Source organism: Acinetobacter sp. BIGb0196 (genome assembly GCF_011759595.1).
Lineage (GTDB): Bacteria > Pseudomonadota > Gammaproteobacteria > Pseudomonadales > Moraxellaceae > Acinetobacter > Acinetobacter guillouiae.
This window is the reverse complement of the sequence record NZ_JAAOZA010000001.1, coordinates 746,874-764,316: the sequence shown is the minus strand read 5'-3', so window position 1 is coordinate 764,316 and position 17,443 is coordinate 746,874. Positions and strand designations below refer to the sequence as shown.

At 38.8% G+C, this 17,443-nt stretch carries 9 protein-coding genes; 4 read left to right on the top strand and 5 right to left on the bottom strand.

The genetic code is table 11. The features are described from left to right. Positions 1-362: 362 nt before the first annotated feature. A complete protein-coding gene (gene pobA / locus FHR28_RS03575) occupies positions 363-1,595 on the bottom strand; it encodes a 4-hydroxybenzoate 3-monooxygenase (RefSeq protein ID WP_166781940.1) in 1,233 nt (410 codons plus the stop codon). A gap of 137 nt (positions 1,596-1,732) precedes the next feature. Here pobA and FHR28_RS03570 point away from each other — a divergent pair, with 137 nt between their 5' ends. Beyond that, complete coding sequence (locus tag FHR28_RS03570; RefSeq protein WP_166781939.1) at positions 1,733-2,542, top strand: IclR family transcriptional regulator domain-containing protein; 810 nt, start codon at positions 1,733-1,735, stop codon at positions 2,540-2,542. Between the two features lie 441 nt (positions 2,543-2,983). Further along, a complete protein-coding gene (locus FHR28_RS03565; RefSeq protein ID WP_166781938.1) occupies positions 2,984-4,045 on the top strand; it encodes an alpha/beta hydrolase in 1,062 nt (353 codons plus the stop codon). 174 nt (positions 4,046-4,219) lie between these two features. On the opposite strand, the gene FHR28_RS03560 is transcribed toward FHR28_RS03565, so the two are convergent. From FHR28_RS03560 to FHR28_RS21790, 3 genes are all read right to left on the bottom strand, one after another. After that, entirely contained in the window at positions 4,220-4,636 is a 417-nt protein-coding gene (locus FHR28_RS03560; protein WP_004717738.1) for an outer membrane protein assembly factor BamE, read from the bottom strand. A gap of 101 nt (positions 4,637-4,737) precedes the next feature. After that, complete coding sequence (locus FHR28_RS21795) at positions 4,738-8,187, bottom strand: YadA-like family protein (RefSeq protein ID WP_259192041.1); 3,450 nt, start codon at positions 8,185-8,187, stop codon at positions 4,738-4,740. Between the two features lie 9 nt (positions 8,188-8,196). Next, complete coding sequence (locus tag FHR28_RS21790; protein ID WP_228722012.1) at positions 8,197-12,519, bottom strand: beta strand repeat-containing protein; 4,323 nt, start codon at positions 12,517-12,519, stop codon at positions 8,197-8,199. A 535-nt stretch (positions 12,520-13,054) separates the two neighbouring features. Here FHR28_RS21790 and aspT point away from each other — a divergent pair. Further along, on the top strand, positions 13,055-14,740 hold the full coding sequence (aspT, locus tag FHR28_RS03545) for an aspartate-alanine antiporter (protein WP_166781937.1): 1,686 nt from the start codon (positions 13,055-13,057) through the stop codon (positions 14,738-14,740). 54 nt (positions 14,741-14,794) lie between these two features. Further along, on the top strand, positions 14,795-16,396 hold the full coding sequence (locus FHR28_RS03540; protein ID WP_056513354.1) for a bifunctional aspartate transaminase/aspartate 4-decarboxylase: 1,602 nt from the start codon (positions 14,795-14,797) through the stop codon (positions 16,394-16,396). A gap of 134 nt (positions 16,397-16,530) precedes the next feature. On the opposite strand, the gene FHR28_RS03535 is transcribed toward FHR28_RS03540, so the two are convergent. Next, the gene (locus tag FHR28_RS03535) at positions 16,531-16,989 is read right to left on the bottom strand and encodes a hypothetical protein (RefSeq protein WP_166782757.1); all 459 of its coding nucleotides are present in this window, start codon (positions 16,987-16,989) and stop codon (positions 16,531-16,533) included. Positions 16,990-17,443: the final 454 nt, after the last annotated feature.

The window sequence follows — 17,443 nt, the reverse complement described above, 5'->3', positions numbered from 1 at the left end:
ATTTTCTCATTCTTAAGTATTTATTTTTATAAAATAATTTGTAACATCCAGAACCATTTGTTTTTTAAATCTCAAAATTCCAGTATTTTTTATCGCATTATTTATGAACAATCACACTACTTTTTTCTAATCTTAGTATCCTTTTCTTAACTATATCTTTTCATTGTTTATCAAAAAGTTGCTTAAAATACTTTAAAAAAAACTTTAAATAAAGCCATATCATTTTAAATTTAGCTTAATCATAAACATGAAGATCAAGCTTTTTATTTTGCGTTTAATTTGGTTAGCAACAAAAAAGTCACCTATATTTAATTAAGATTTAAAAACCTTGCTCAAAATAGGTAACTTTCTATTTTTCAAAATTAATGACTAACCAAGTCTGAACGACTACCCTGCATCTCATTAAATGTTTTAATTTCATAAGGTAAACCCACATAGTTTTCAGCCAATGTGGTTAAACCCGCATGTGAATCTAAAATATAACTCAATTCAGCCTGCTTAATTTTATGATCAAACTCACTTTCCGTTTCAAAACGATGTAATAAATGCGTCATCCACCATGAAAAACGTTCTGCTTTCCACACACGTTTTAAGCATTTTTCAGAATATTCCTCGATGCCTTGTTCTGAACCATTGAGATAAAATTCAATTAAGGCATTTGACAAATAAGCGATATCAGATGCAGCTAAATTTAAACCTTTTGCCCCAGTCGGTGGAACGATATGTGCCGCATCTCCTGCTAAAAATAGTTTCCCAAATCGCATTGGCTCTGTCACAAAACTGCGTAAAGGTGCAATACTTTTTTCAATTGAAGTGCCTGTAACCAAATTTTTACGACTTTCTTCATCAAGGCGATTTTTTAACTCATCCCAAAATCGTTGGTCAGACCACTCATCAACGTGATCCGTCACTGGAACTTGCAAATAATATCGGCTACGGTTTTTTGAACGCATACTACATAAAGCAAAACCACGTTCTGACTGCACATAGATCAATTCATCTGAAACAGGTGGAACATCTGCAAGTACACCTAACCAGCCAAATGGATAAATTTTTTCAAAAGTTTTGATTTTATCTTGAGGCACACTTGCACGACAGACTCCATGATAACCATCACAGCCTGCAATAAAATCACATCTAAGCTGGTACGATTGACCATTTTGCTCAAAGCTAACATACGGGTTTTGCTCAAAATCATGAATTTGCACATTCTCTGCTTCGTAGTAAGTGCACAAACCAGCCGCTTCACGTGCATGCATTAAATCTTTTGTGACTTCCGTTTGTCCGTAAACCGTAACTTGCTTCCCCTGAGTTAACTCAGATAAATCCACACGATGCTTTAAGCCATTGGTTAAAATTTCAATACCATCATGTGCTAAGCCAAACTTGTTTAGATTTTCATCCACACCCGCTTGCTTCAATAAATCAACCGATACTTGTTCAAGTATCCCTGCTCGAATACGTGCAGCTACATATTCAGCACTGCGTTGCTCAATGATCACGTGGGAGATACCTGCTTTAAACAACAATTGTCCAAGCAATAGCCCTGCTGGGCCTGAACCAATAATCGCCACTTGTGTGGTTAAATTTTCCATAACATTTTCTCCATATCCTGACCATTAAATTAATTTTTTTGATCTCTTTTTGATATGGTGAAAATTGGATAATCGCCGTATAGTGGCAACAATGACCGTATATCGGCCATAAAATTATACTCGGGAATGGATGAACGATGAGATACGATTTAATTGAGAACGAAGTTTCAGGTGAAACCATTAAGCAAGATGATTACATTGCTGGACTCGCCAAAGGACTAAGCTTGCTTGAAGCCTTTGGGGTTGATCGTCAAAAACTCAATTCGACTCAAATTGCGAAGCGCACAGGATTGAGCCGTACAGCGGCACGAAGATATTTACGTACTTTAAAATATTTAGGTTATTTAGAAACTGATGATCACTACTTTTGGTTAACTCACAAAGTATTACGCTTATCGAGCTCCTATTTAAGCTCTGCACATCTGCCTAAAGTTGTGCAACCTATTCTCAATCTGTTAAGCGCACAAACCAGTCTGACTTTTTCACTGGTGGTTTTAGATGAACATGAAGTCGTTCCAATTGCCCGAAGCTACCTACCTCAACACGATAATTTACGCCTCAGTCCTTATGGGATGCATTTGGGCAATCGTTTGCCTGCACATGCAACCTCAACAGGCAAGGTTTTATTGGCAGCATTAAATTTAGAAGAACAAAAACACTGGGTAAATAAATATAGTTTGAAGCGCCTCACCGCTTATACCATTCAAGATGAAGTCCAGTTTTATCAAGTATTGGCAGAGATTCAAAAACAAGATTATTGTCTATCAAAAGAACAACATGAATTAGGGGTTATTGCGATTGCAGTCCCAGTATTAAATGCACAAGGCAAAGCCGTCGCTGCATTAAACTGTATTGCACAAACACATCGTGTCACTGAAGAACAGCTGATTCAGCAAGTTTTGCCTTTACTGAGAAATACAGCCTATGAGTTAAGGAGTATGGTTTAAAACACGCTGAATAAATTTTAATGGGAGCCAATCTTTCAGCTGACATATCAATAGAACTCAAATATTTTTTTAGTCTGTAAGTATGCTTGTACAAAGCAACATAAATTTATAAAACATATAGATCCATATTGATTTTTACCACCAACTTAAAAGATAATAATTATTATTCGCATATTTATAAAAATCAATTTTATGATCCAATCTATTCTTATTCAGCCAATAGCAAATCGTGTACTCAGCTCTATGACTTTGGTCAGTTATAAAAATACAAACAGATGCTGCAAAACACCTGTTTCTGCTAAAAGCACTATCAGCCAACAATTAAACCTGAACTGAATTTAATCTCATTTTTCTGTAAATCATCAGTACCCATACTTGAGCAATCAATAAGTTTACTCGACTGGGGTAATCACATCACTATTATCGAATAGGTCATTTTTCATGTTGAAGAAAACTTCTCTCTATTTGGCGCTAGGCATGTTGATCATGCAAATTTCAATACATACTTTTGCCGATAACAGCATTCGTATTGGAGAAACACAAAACATATCTTCCGCTATTTTAAATGAAAAAAGACCAATCCAGATCTATCTCCCTGCTACATATGGCAAATATCCCAAGCAAAAATATCCTGTGATTTATCTATTAGATAGCGAAAGTAACTTCCATTATTTGACAGGAATTGTCGAAAAATTATCGAAGTCACCTTACCCCTCGATTCCTGAAATGGTCATTGTGGGCATCGTCAATACAGATCGTGCCCGAGACTTAACCCCAACCAAGCAAAAGCCTGAAATTAATGAAGGACGGCTGATTGAAGGTCAAACTGGCGGAAATGTCGCATTTTTTAAATTTTTAGAATCAGAGCTTATGCCTGATATTGAGAAAAAATATCGTACTAATGGGTTAAATATATTGATTGGTCATTCTTTTGGAGGTATTACCGCACTCAATCATATGCTCAATGGTCAACAAAATATCCAAGCCTATATTGTCCATGACCCTAGTATTTGGTGGGATGATGAGATCATGCTGAAACGTTTTAAGGAAGCGAACAATCAAGATTTTCAGCATAAAACTTTATTTTTAACCCAAGTTGGTGCCAGTGAAAATACAGACAGTTTAGACAACCATTACAAGGGTATCAAAAAGTTCAATCAATATTTAAGTCAACAGCCTTTTACTCAACTGAACTATAAATATGTCCAGTATGAGGGTGAAGATCACGGTACTGTACCAATCAAAGGTAATCTTGATGGTTTGCGTTATATTTTTGAAGGTATGCGAGTCAATATTAAAGCGATCCCAGAAAATCCCAATCTTATAAAAGAACATTATGCTCAATTAAGTCAAAACTTAGGTTTTGAGATACAACCCAGTGAGGCTTACTTAGATCGTGTTTTCGACTATTTAAAGCGTTCAAACAATCCAAAAGTGATACAACAATTTCAGGACTATATCCTTTCGATCTATCCTCAATGGCGTATTAAAACATCATCTTAAAAACGTATATGATTTAAATGTGCCGCATTGATGTGACCGCTTATTTAAAGTGTTCACATCGATGTGGGTTTTCTCTTTATACACTGTTGTTTGAGATTGAGTTTTTCTACACGCAAAAAATTAAATACGCAAAGCATGCAATTTTAAAGCCTTCAATCATCTACTCACTGATTATTACTTTAATTCAAGAGAGGGAGGACAGAGGCCATCTTTAGGCTGTATTGGATTCCAGTAAAAGCTTCTTGCGATCTTTTCTTGGTCAAATAAAATTTTAAACTGACATGTTGTAATAGTGTCATTGGTACGGTCTGCAGTCGTGAAATGGAACAAATAATTCCATTCTCTAGCTCTCCAGCCATCCTCATATTGAGGTCGACCAATCAGCGCGTAAAGTTGATCTTTGGTCATTCCTGCTCTGACTTGATTCAAGTTCTGTACATTTGGGAATGTTCCCGCTTTTTTATTTAAAATGACATCATCCACCTTGTGCCATTTCGCTTGCTCGGTTTTACCCTCTTTAGAAATAATGGTTCCTGTGGCACAAGCACTCAATGTTACGGCAATTAAACTCAATATTAATAAATTTTTCATATGTCGACTCTCGCATAAATTCTTGTTCTCGTTAATTTGAATCCCAAAAATGGTAAGCTAAGACACTGTTTACATGGCTAAAATGCCTTAGCTTCCCTAAACTACCATTGGATCCCAGTACCTACAGTTCCCCCAAAATCACCACGCGAGTTACCACTTCCACTCACCTTAAACACCCATCGACCATTATCTGAAATTGATGACATCCCGATCGCATACCCACTTTCTCCACGGTAAGTCCCCCCACTGATTGCCATCATACTTTTGCCTGGAATATAAGCTTGAGGTAAACCTGCTGTTGCAAGTGCTTGCGCATTCCCTGCACTGGCTCTTTTCTCTAAATCATCTATTCGACCATTGGTGTCATAAAATACTTGCTCTAAACGATCGCCTAGATTGGTAATTTTATTACCTAAATCAATATCAGCCTGATTAAGCGCACCTAAGGCATCACCCACATTATGATATGAGCCATTATTTACATTGTAGGTTGGCGGAGTGAACTGACCATTTTCATATTTTGCGCCACCGCCTAAAGATGTTGTGATGTATTGGTTTGATGTATTGAGTTGTGAACCATTAACCGCATCTTTTGAAGTGCTGGATACTTCACCTGCTGCAACATTGGTGATTTTTTTATTCCCAGCATTTATTCCATTTTGATCTATTGCAACATCACCCACTTTGACTGTGTTTGCTATGACATTATCTGCGGTCAGCGTATTTGCAGTAACCGTGTTAAATTTTACGTCATCCGCTGTTGCAACCTTATATTCCTTACCTCCTAGGCTATTGGTTGTTTCAGTGACCGTCATATTCTGCCCAGCAATAACTGTAGAATGTTGCCCAGCTTTTTGGTTGATTGAGCTAATCGCATCATTAATGTTGGTTGCACCTGTCCCACCGATGTTGGTAATGGTATTACCATCTCCACCTTGAAATGCACCATCCCCAATAATATTATGAATCTGGCTTCCATTCACCGCATCTTTACTGCTTTGAGCAATACTCCCCTCTGCAACATTGGTGACTTTATTGCCCGCAGCATCAATACCATTTTTAGTCACACTTGGCCCGCCAGTAATGCTAAGACCATCATTATTGATTACGGTATTACCTGCGGTCACACTGTCAACCTGAATATCTTTGGCTAATTCGACACTGACATTACTGGCATTGTTACTGATATTAATATTGCCATCTTTGTTACTAAAATCGACCGTATCGCCTGATTTGACTGGATTACTATTGGTTCCATTGGTGGTCAAATTCCAACCTTGGTTTGCTGTTTGAATACGATCGCTCACCGCTTTAAGCTGATCCTCTGTCGCAGCTTGACCACTGACAAAGTTATTTGGATTAAATGTTTTATTGGTCAGCCCACCAATAGTCCCTGTTGAGCCATTCACGGTTACAGGGTTTGCACCGCCCACAATAATTTGTGTTGGTCCCATTTGCGTTTGATAAATACCATTACTTAGATTGATACTGCCTGCACCAATCCAACTACTATTATTATTTGTATCACTCACCAATGTACCATCGACGGTACTGATATTCGATTTGGTGCCATCTTTCAGTTCGACTTTGCCATCGCTCATTTTGCTTTTACCAACCGTTAAGCTTCCTGCAGAAGTAAGATCAATATTTTTTGCTAACTCAACCTGTACTTTTCCAGCTGCCACCTTGGTACTGATATTACTGTCAGCACCAATTACATCAACGCTTTCACCTAATTTCTTGTTTACTGTATTGCCATCCTGAGCGGTTAAAGCAAAACCGGCATCATTCAGTCCAGTTTGGATTTCTTTAAGCTGTTCTTCTGTCGCTGCACGACCTGTGGTAGCAAAATCATGACTTGATGTGGTCTTATTGGTTAAACCTTCCAGTGTGCCTTTGTTGGCATCAAGGACAACATGATTGACCGTATTTTTGACGCTAATCACGCCAGAACCCACCACACTTTGAGTGCTACCATCTTGTACGGTAATACCATCTTTATTCAGCACAGTGGAATCCGTTGCGGTACCTGCAGTGACGCTATCAATACTTAGGTCTTTATTTAAGCTGAAATCAATGGTTGTCGTTCCATTACTGTCATTTTTTGCACTGACATTTAAATTAGTTTCACCTGTTGCTAAACCGACATCGACCGTATCGCCTGGTTTGACTTGCGTTGTCCCCAAAATAGCATCCGTTTTGATGTTCCAGCCTTGATTGGCATTTTGAGCCACATCACTGACTTGTTTTAATTGCTCTTCAGTCGCAGCTTGTTTTTGATTGTAAATTACATTTGGATCCCAAGTGGTATTGCTTAAACCACTCACCCGTCCTGTTGAACCATTCACGCTAACAGGATTTGCACCACCTACAACAATTTGTGTTGGGCCGACTTGGGTTTGATAGATGCCATTACTGACATTGATATTACCTGCACCCAGCGTACTGCTATTGCTACCATCGCTGACAATTGTGCTATTCACTGTACTAATATTGGATTTGCCCGCATCTTTTAATTCAACTTTACCATCTGTAATTTTACTGGTACCGACCGTTAAACTGCCTGCAGTGCTCAGATCAATATTTTTGGCGAGCTCTATTTCAACTTTGCCACCAGTGACTTTGGTTGCAATATTGCTATCGGCACCAATAACCTCAATACTTTCGCCCAATTTTTTATTGATGGTATTACCGTCGCCAGCCGTTAAGCCAAAGCCCGCATCATTGAGCCCAGTTTGCATCTGTTTGAGCTGTTCTTCTGTGGCCGCGCGACCGACTGTAGCAAAGTCATTACTGGATATAGTTGTATTGCTTAGGCCTGTAATTGTTCCTGTATTACCATTGACTGTTATTGGATTTCCACCTGTGGCAGGTCCAATCTTGACCACTGGCTCAAGCCCAAAGCTAATTCCATTATTGCCTGTGTTGGTAATTTTAATGTTGCCATCGGTTGCACTAAAATCAACATTTTCACCGAGACCAATCGTATATTTTGCTGCAGTGTCAGCATTTGCACTAATGCTAAATCCTTTATCGATGATCTGTTTAATCTGGCTACCATTTACTGCATCCATAGAGCTGTCACTAATATCACCCAATGCAACATTGGTAATTTTATTGGTCCCCGCATTGATTCCTGTCACGGTCACACTTGGTGAATTCGGCACAGCACCGCCACTTGCGTTTACAAAAGTTAAGCCTTTGCTATCGATCACGGTGCCACTCGCATTTACACTATCGAGCTGAATATCTTTAGCGAGTTTAATGGTTAGTTTATTGTCGGTACTGTCTGCAACCACACCGATGTTATTGTCGGTTAAATTACTCGCAACAGATTCACCACCGACAATACTCAAGCGTTGCCCCAATCTACGATCAACATTCACACCAGCATTATCTCCAGCAAAAGTAATTGGTGTTGCCAATTGATCCTCTGTTGCAGCGCGCCCAGATAAATAATTACTTGGATCAAAGGTAGTATTGGTTAATCCTGTAATCGTGCCATTTTTGCCATTAATGGCAATGTTTGCCCCACCAGGAAGTCCGCCCACATTAACGATTTATGCAAGTTTTAGATCGACATTTGCACCAGTGTGACCAATGGCTAGATTGCCATCACTATTTGAAAAATCGACTGTATCTGTGGCTGCAATATTTGTAGTGCCTGTAGTGTCTTTATTGGTGGTTAAATTCCAACCTTTATTAGCATTTTCAGCCACCTCATTGACTAACTTAAGCTGTTCTTCTGTTGCTGCACGCCCCATTTTGGCAAAGTCTGATTCAGTTAAAGTTTTATTGGTTAGTCCTGTCAAAGTACCTGTCGTACCACTTAACACAACATTATTGCTCGCATTTTTTAAGTTAATGATATTGGCATTTGCGCTATTACTGCTTGCCCCAGCAGTAATCACTGTCTGAGTGGAGGTGCTGATATTACTATTATTGGCAATGTCTTTAATTTCCACCTGCCCATCTGTAATTTTGGAAGTGCCGACGCTTAAGCTTCCTTGAGCAGTCAGGTTGACATCTTTGGCCAATTTTAATTGCAAAGTATCGGTACCATTACTTACAACCCCAAGATTGCCATCTGTAAGTACCCCAGTCGCTCCACCAGTGAGCTTTAATTGCTCACCCAATTTACGCTCTACTTTCGCGCCAGTGTCTCCAGCAAAGCTTAATGGCGTATCTGCTAAATCGGTAATGGCTTGATTGGTTTGATACAATTGACTGCCATTGATTGCATCTGTACTTGAGCTACTGATACGCCCAGCAGCAACATTGACAATGGTTCGTTCAGCCCCGACATCTCCGACACTTACACTAGAAGAAGCAGCGGGAGCTCCTGCAAAATTATAGGTTTTGCCATTAATTGTGGCTGATTTGGTTGCCACATAAGCTGCCGAAACTGAGTTATTTCCTAAAACTACAGCATTTTCATGTGATGCTGTTGCAGACTTACCCAATACAGTTGCGCCTTTCGCACTCACCGAAGCACTATTTCCGATTGCGACCGCATCCTCTTGAAGTGCATTGGTTTCCGTACCCACCGCAATTGAATTTAAAGCATTTGCATTGGATTGTTTGCCGAGTGCAATCGCATTGATTCCATTTGAAGTTGCATTATTGCCTATTGCAGTGGCATCTTTAGCACGACTTACACTGTTGACACCAAACGCTATCGCATTTTCACCAGCACTTTCTGCGTTTTGACCAATTGCCGTGGCTTTTGCTGCATAGCTTTTTGCTTGAGAGCCTATTGCCAAACCATCTTGAGAAGTACTGTTTGCATCTGAACCTATTGCAGTAGAATTCGCACCTGAAGCTTTAGCATTATCTCCATAGGCCATACTGTCTTCAGCAGTTGCTGTGGCAAAGCGTCCTAATGCAACACTCTGCGCACCATTGGCTTTAGACTGATAACCAATTGCCGTCGCATTATCTCCCTGAGACAATGCTTGGCGACCGATTGCAATCCCTTGATCTGCGGAATTAACTTCAGCGTCACTCCCTACAACGACCGCATAGTTTGACTTGGTGCCGTCCGCCTCAGAACCATTCCCTATAACAATACTATCTTCGCCACGGCTTTCTGCGCTTTTCCCCATCGCAATATTATTTGTACCTGTGGCAATCGAAGAATCACCGATTGAAATTGAGGAAACCCCTACTGAACCCGCACCCGCACCAATCGCAACTGATTTTTCTCTTGCTACAATCACATTACTACCTAAAGCAACACTCCCCGCTGCAAGGGAAGATGTACTGGCACTCGGGCCAATTGCTAAAGAATTGTCGCCATTTGCCCCTGTATTGTTTTTATTATTGATATCCGTGGTATTTACTGAAAAGTATTGTGGTCCTGCTTCCGCAACAGCTGTTTTTAATTGCCCAAAATTCACCGCTGAGGATAGATCATTTTCATCGCCTTTTACGTTGCGAATAATCGTTCCATCAGTACCGACTAAATTCACAACTGATTTGTCTGAGTTATACAACACAGCATCAGGTACTACTCCACCAATCTGTCCCGTACCCAGTAAATCAAAAGCATCTTGAATTGTTGTTGGAAGCTTACTGGTGTTTCCAGAGGAGTCTTTAACATTGACTTGGATTAAAGGTAAAGTACCACCACTTCCAATAGTTGCTGGATTACCTTTTGCATCCGTTGCGCCCATCACACGGATAATGTCATTTTGTAAAGCTTTAATCTGATTGACCGTCACCGCATCTTGCAATTCTGAACCATCTGCAACATTGGTAATTCGACGTTGCTCATTTTTATTCCCGACCGAAACAATGTTAAAGCCCCCCACACCACCAGAGACATTGGTGATATAGCCATTTCCAAGTGAGTTATTTTGCGCAACACTTCCCGAGCCTAATGCCACATCACTTTGACCTGCTAAAGAATCTAAGCCAATTGCAACCCCTGAAGTACCTGTCACAATCGAGTCATAACCGAGTGCAACACCGCCTTGAGCAACACTTGCTCGTGTTCCAACTGCTACACCTAAACTTTCAGTAAATGTTGCCGCACCGATCGCCACTGAGCTTTGTACGGTAGCATTTCTATCTTTATTGCTGCCAAAACCAATTGAGATATTCTGATTACCTGATAAGTTTGTTCCCGCATCACTCCCTAAAGCAATATTGTAATCAGAACTTGATACATTGCCTGTCGAATTACTTCCTGCCCCGACTCCAATAGCAATCGTTTGATTACCACTTATATTTTGTCCTGCGTTTGCTCCAACAGCGATATGCCCATTACGGTCAAATGTACCAGAACCATTAGAACCTACTCCTGCAGCACTACCAATTGAAACACCATTAACCACACTAGATTTTGCGCCATCACCCAATGCAATTGAACTCGCACCTCCTGAAGTCGCTTGATTTCCAATTGCGACGCTCGCAGTTCCACTTGCAGACACTGAATTTCCGATCGCATTGGCATTGGTCGCAGCGGATGCCGAGGTTCCTATCGCATTGGCATTGGTTCCCACGGCATTTGCACCCTGACCAATTGCATTTGAATGCGTTCCTGTTGCTATAGCTGCATCCCCGATCGCAATACTTGAAGGCCCACCCGCCAATGCAGAAGAGCCCAAAGCAACACTTTTATCGCCAACAGACATATTGGCGCCATTTTGCAAAGCTGTAAGGAACTGATTCACTTGTGTCGCAGAGACAGCAACCCCATTAATTTCAGTAATAGTGCTGGGATCCGTTCCCATTGCGGTGACAGGAATACCATTGATTGCAATCAGTTGCGTATTGGATACGTTATAAGTCGGGGTCAATGCTCTCGCTTGACCACCATTTCCAATAGAGGTTGAATTGGCGCCAAGTGCGCCTGTTTCTTTACCAAAAGCAATAGAATAATCATTGATGGCATTGGCTGTATTTCCGACAGCAATACTGTTGAGTCCTGTAGCATTTGAGAGATGACCGATAGCGATTGATAGCTCACCTTCAGATTTTGCCACAGGGCCTATAGCAAGAGAATTTAAACCATTGGCTTGTGAATCAACAAGTGATGAGTTGGTGTGGAAATATTTGATACCTTGACCACTTTGGAAAAGTAAATCATTCACTTGCCCGCCTGTCACTGCATCTGTTGATCCCGCAGCAATATTACCATTGGCTAAATTTGTGAGCTTATCGCCACCCAGGTCTAAACCATTTGCTGTACTGGTCAATACAGTATTATTTGCAGTATCACCAATTTTTACCGAGTTAAACTCTGGATCATCCACTGTGGAAATTGAAATATCTGTACCCGCATTGGTCACAGTAATATTTTTACCATTCACAAAATTCACGGTATCTGTAGCTTTTACAGCGCTAGATGCCCCTCCATTGCTTTGTATATTCCAAGTTTGGTTCTTCAGCGAATTCAAATCTGTCGCAGATGCCTTGCTGGTTAATCCAGTGTTTACATCATTGACTTGACTATTCAATGTATTGAAATCTGACTGTGACACTTTCGTCGCCAGCCCCGTGCTTGAATCATTCACTTGGTTATTTAAGCTATCAAAATCAACCTGTGATACCTTTGTGACCAACCCCGTAGAAGTATTATTAACTTGATCATCAAGAGTATTTAAATCATTTTTTGTTTGGTCTAAATCAGTATTTACTGTTGTTAATGAAATACCATTTGCAACTACATCTCCAGTTGCAGTTAAACTACCATTTACATTTAAACTCTCGTTAATATCTTGCGCCAAAATAGCATTTGAATTAACAATAACTAATAAAAAAATCGAACCTTTCACAATTTTATTAATTTTCGATTTCTTATTACCTTTTACAATTTCAGAAACTACAACCCAGCTCCCTATTGCAGTATTCCAGACCAATTTATACACTTTATTCATGATATATATACCTACATTTATAATGATGTTTTGATTTATTAATTACTTTTCAAATAAAATGCACAATATATTTATATTTTTCTATACTGTTTACCAAACGATACACTTTGCTAACACCAGAAAAACAAATATCCAATATTAAAATAAATAATATATTATTTTCAATAATTTATGATAAAACAACCATCGATACAAACACCTTAAAAATACAAAAGAATTTGTTTATATTTATTAAATTTATTCTTTAAATAAATTAACTTTTAATAAAAAATTACCAATTAACATAGTTACATTAGAAATAAATAAGAAATTCAAGCACAAAATAAAGGTTAGAATTTTTATTTAGTTAAGTAAAATTTAATATTCTATATATTTTTCATATTATTAAAATGAATAAAAAAACAATGAAATAATATATTTTAAATATGAGTGTTTTACACAACCTCGATTGATATAGTATTTTCCATTTAACGTAAAAAATGAACATTCTATTCATAATCAAATATAGATTAAATAATAAAGGTGGGGCCGTAAAATGATTGAATGGCTACAAGGTGAATTAAAACATAGTCCTGAAATCCTATTATTTTTATCCTTAGCAATAGGGTTTTGGATCGGTCAATTTCAATTTGGAAAGTTTCAATTTGGTGGTGTTGCAGGATCATTACTTGTCGCTGTTATTCTAAGTCTTATTGGGGTACCAATCGACAATGGTGTAAAAGCGATTCTTTTTGCTTTATTTATTTACGCAGTCGGTTTTGAAAGTGGCCCACAGTTTTTTAAATCGCTTGGACCACAATCCATTAAAGAAATTTTGTTGGCTATTTTTATGGCTGTATGTGGACTCATTACGGTCTTAGTCATGGCAAAAATCTTTAATCTAGATAAAGGCTTAGCCGCAGGTCTAGCTGCAGGTGGGATGACCCAATCTGCGATTATTGGTACGGCGGGCGATGCAATTTCTCGTCTAGACTTACCACTTGCAGAAATTCAAAAACTTCAAGCCAATGTTGCGATTGGATATGCCGTGACCTATATCTTTGGTTCTCTAGGTGCAATTATTGTCTGTGTGAATATCTTGCCAAAATTTATGGGACGAGAAATTCATGATGATGCCTTAAAAGCACAAGCGGAACAGTTAAAAGGTGCATTTGAACTGGCACCTGGTCAAGAATTGGCTATGCCTGAAATTGTTGGTCGTATTTACAAAGTCAAACAAGCATCAGGACACACCATTGCCGAACTCGAAACACAAGTACCGAGCGTCACCATTGAACGATTAAAACGCAAAGATCAATTTATTGATGTTGCGCCAGAAATTACCTTACAGAAAGATGATGTTGTTCTGGTCGTTGGTCGCAGGGCAAGTATCGTTTACATTGCCGAGTTTATTGGATCTGAGTTGCAATCCTCACAAGGCATGGAAATGATCATGGACACCACAGATGTCATATTACGAAACTCAAAATATGCCAACCGTACCCTTGGAGATATAAAAGCTAATACACCAGATTATTTAAAGCATGGCATTTATGTACTTGCAATTAAACGTAACAGTGAAGCACAAGCTTTAAGTGATGATACGGTCCTGCGTCAAGGCGATGTGGTCACCGTATATGGAACTAAAAGTGATCTTGAGCGCTTAGTCAAAGAAGCGGGTAAAGCTTTACCAGAAAGCTTAAAAACAGACTGGATTTTCCACGGTGCAGGTTTAGTTGTTGGTTTAGTCATTGGCCTATTTGTTGTCCGTATTGGTGATGTTCCTTTAACCCTTGGTGCAGGTGGCGGTGCGCTGTTATCAGGTCTGTTATTTGGTTGGCTACGTAGCCGTAACCAAGTCCACGGCAATATGCCTTTAGCCGCTTCACAACTTCTCAAAGATTTAGGTCTTGCTGGTTTTGTTGCTGCTGTCGGTTTGCAATCAGGTTTACAGGCTATTCAAACCATTAAAGAAAGTGGCTTGTCCCTGTTTATGATCGGAGTGGTGGTCACACTAGTACCGCTGATTCTTTCAATGCTGTTTGCCCGTTATGTACTCCGTTATAACAATGTCGCCGTAATGGCTGGAGCATTAACTGGCTCACGCAGTGCAAACCCCGCTTTTGGTGGCGTACTCGACAAAGCTGGAAACTCAATTCCGACCGTCCCATTTGCAATTACCTATGCACTCGCAAATGTATTTTTAACCTTGCTTGGCCCTCTGATTGTTGGTTTAGCATAAATAATTTTATAAATTTCAGACTCATTCACTTCAAGATAATTAAGGAGACTTCCCATGGGGAACGTTGATTATTCAAAATACGCAAAACTTAGCCCATTTGAACTCAAAGATGAATTGATTGCTTTGGCACAAAGCCATACCGACCGTATGATGCTCAATGCGGGACGAGGAAATCCAAACTTTCTTGCAACTGTTCCACGGCGTGCCTTTTTCCAATTGGGTTTATTTTCTGCCACTGAATCAGAATTTTCTTTTTCCTATATGCCAGAAGGACTTGGTGGATTTCCTCGTGCGGAAGGATTGCAATCACGCTTTGACCACTTCATCCTAGAAAATCGTGACAAGCCAGGTGTTGTTTTTCTGGGTAAAGCGATTTCTTATGTTCGTGACCAATTGGGACTTGATCCCGATGCATTCTTACTCGAAATGGTCGAAGGTATACTTGGCTGTAATTATCCTGTCCCAGATCGAATGCTAAGAGTCAGCGAAAAGATTATTAAAGAATATGTTTTACGTGAAATGGGCGTACAAGGTATGCCTAAAGAGGAACTCGATTTATTTGCAGTGGAAGGCGGTACAGCTGCAATGGCTTATATTTTTAATTCATTAAAAGAAAATAAAATTATTTCACATGGTGATCGTATTGCCATAGGTTCGCCTATTTTTACCCCTTATCTCGAAATTCCAAAACTCAATGATTATCAGCTCGAAGAAGTACTCATCAAGGCTGATCCTAATCTTGGTTGGCAATACCCTGAATCAGAATTACGTAAATTAGAAGATCCATCGATTAAAGCATTTTTCTTGGTAAATCCAAGCAATCCACCTTCGGTTAAAATGAGTGATGAAGGTTTAGCGATTTTGGCTGATATTGTTAAAAAACGTCCTGACCTGATTATTTTAACAGATGATGTTTATGGAACATTTGCAGATAACTTTAAATCCTTATTTGCAATTTGCCCTGACAATACCATCCTGGTTTATTCTTTCTCTAAATATTTTGGTGCAACTGGCTGGAGACTTGGGGTCATTGCCTTGAGTAATCATAATATTTTAGATAAAAAAATTGCGGCGCTTTCTAAAAAAGACAAGAAAGAACTCGAAGAACGTTACTCATCCCTCACCACAGATCCATCTAGTATTAAGTTTATTGATCGCCTTGTTGCCGATAGCCGTAATGTTGCTTTAAATCACACGGCTGGATTATCCACACCTCAACAAGTACAAATGGTTCTTTTTGCTTTATTTAATATGATGGATTCTCGTCAAAGCTATAAAAAAGCAGTGAAATCTGTAGTTCGAGAACGTGATGCTGCGCTTTATAGACAACTTGGCGTTGAAGTTCCGCAAGATCCGAATGCCGTTGATTACTATACCTTGGTTAATTTAGAAAATACCTCACGAAAACTATATGGTGATGCATTTGCTGATTGGGTGATGAAAAATAAAAATCCAACAGAATTACTTTTCCGAGTTGCTGATGAAACAGGTGTAGTACTACTTCCGGGTTCAGGTTTTGGTGTTCAACACCCTTCTGCACGCGCCTCGCTTGCCAATTTAAATGAATTCCAATATGCAGCAATCGGGACTTCATTACGAAAATTTGCTGAAGAAGCCTATCTGGAATATAAAAAAGCCAGCAAAAAGAATAAATAAGCATGGATAGCTTAAGTATTCGTTTTAAAATAAAAAGATTGCATTAATGCGATCTTTTTTGTTTGCGAATGGATAGCCAAGTTAAGCTCTATTTACCTGTGGCGATCAAATCTCATCACAGTATTCAAACACTCTTAATTCTGCACTTTACATTTTATTGTTTTTGCAGGAGTAATATTGGTCGCTGAAACTAATTGAGTTGAATCAAAACCTTCAGTTTCCTCTATAAATAAATGATAGTCTTTAATTTGAATCGTTGCCTGTCCTTCATATTGGCAATAACCTTTTTTAATATTGTCTGGTAACTTAAAAGTCTTTTTTGCTGCATCAAAGTTGCTAAAGCAAAACCATACATCTCGTGTATCACCTTTTGGGCGTGGAATAAGTGCAGCTGATGTTTTGTTAGGTTCAAAGCAAATATCATCGTCCATATAATCCAAATATTCAGGGTCTAAATTACGTGAAAATTTTCCTGTTAAAGTGGCTAGTCCCTGATAATTTTTAAAACCAGACTCGGTGTTTTTGTATTTGAAGCTTTGTGCTTGTGCAAATACTGGCAATATCCCTAAGGCGATTACTAAAATTTTGTTCATCATCATCCTAATCTACATTTTATAAAGTGCTAAATTTGCAGTAATTTTACCCAATCTTAGCAAATAAAAGAACCACTTAGACATCTATGACAACAGCCTTTTACTCAACAGCTTGACTTGTTCAATTTGTTGCGTGACCACCATAAGCTTTGGATAATCGTCAGTAAGAGGATGTTTTTTCTTATTTTAAGAGATTGGCGAAAAATTATAAGTATAAGCACTCCACCCACTCATACTCATCAATCCAGTTGCCAATACTATTGTTAATTTTTTCATTATCCATTCCTTGTTATTTTGAAAAAAAATATAGAACAGAAAATGAATTATATGAAATAAATCCGATAAAAATTTACTAACTATTCAATAAAAACAACCCGAACCTAACTTCTTTTAAAACTATACATAAAATAGAATTTCTCAGTACGCTGAGCACTTAAAATTAAAATCAACATAT

Excerpts from the sequence above, each read along its gene's own strand:
- FHR28_RS03535 (WP_166782757.1), bottom strand. The coding sequence starts at position 16,989 with ATGAACAAAATTTTAGTAATCGCCTTAGGGATATTGCCAGTATTTGCA.
- FHR28_RS03570 (WP_166781939.1), top strand. The coding sequence starts at position 1,733 with ATGAGATACGATTTAATTGAGAACGAAGTTTCAGGTGAAACCATTAAG.
- FHR28_RS03565 (WP_166781938.1), top strand. The coding sequence starts at position 2,984 with ATGTTGAAGAAAACTTCTCTCTATTTGGCGCTAGGCATGTTGATCATG.
- FHR28_RS21790 (WP_228722012.1), bottom strand. The coding sequence starts at position 12,519 with ATGAATAAAGTGTATAAATTGGTCTGGAATACTGCAATAGGGAGCTGG.
- aspT (WP_166781937.1), top strand. The coding sequence starts at position 13,055 with ATGATTGAATGGCTACAAGGTGAATTAAAACATAGTCCTGAAATCCTA.
- FHR28_RS03560 (WP_004717738.1), bottom strand. The coding sequence starts at position 4,636 with ATGAAAAATTTATTAATATTGAGTTTAATTGCCGTAACATTGAGTGCT.
- FHR28_RS03540 (WP_056513354.1), top strand. The coding sequence starts at position 14,795 with ATGGGGAACGTTGATTATTCAAAATACGCAAAACTTAGCCCATTTGAA.
- pobA (WP_166781940.1), bottom strand. The coding sequence starts at position 1,595 with ATGGAAAATTTAACCACACAAGTGGCGATTATTGGTTCAGGCCCAGCA.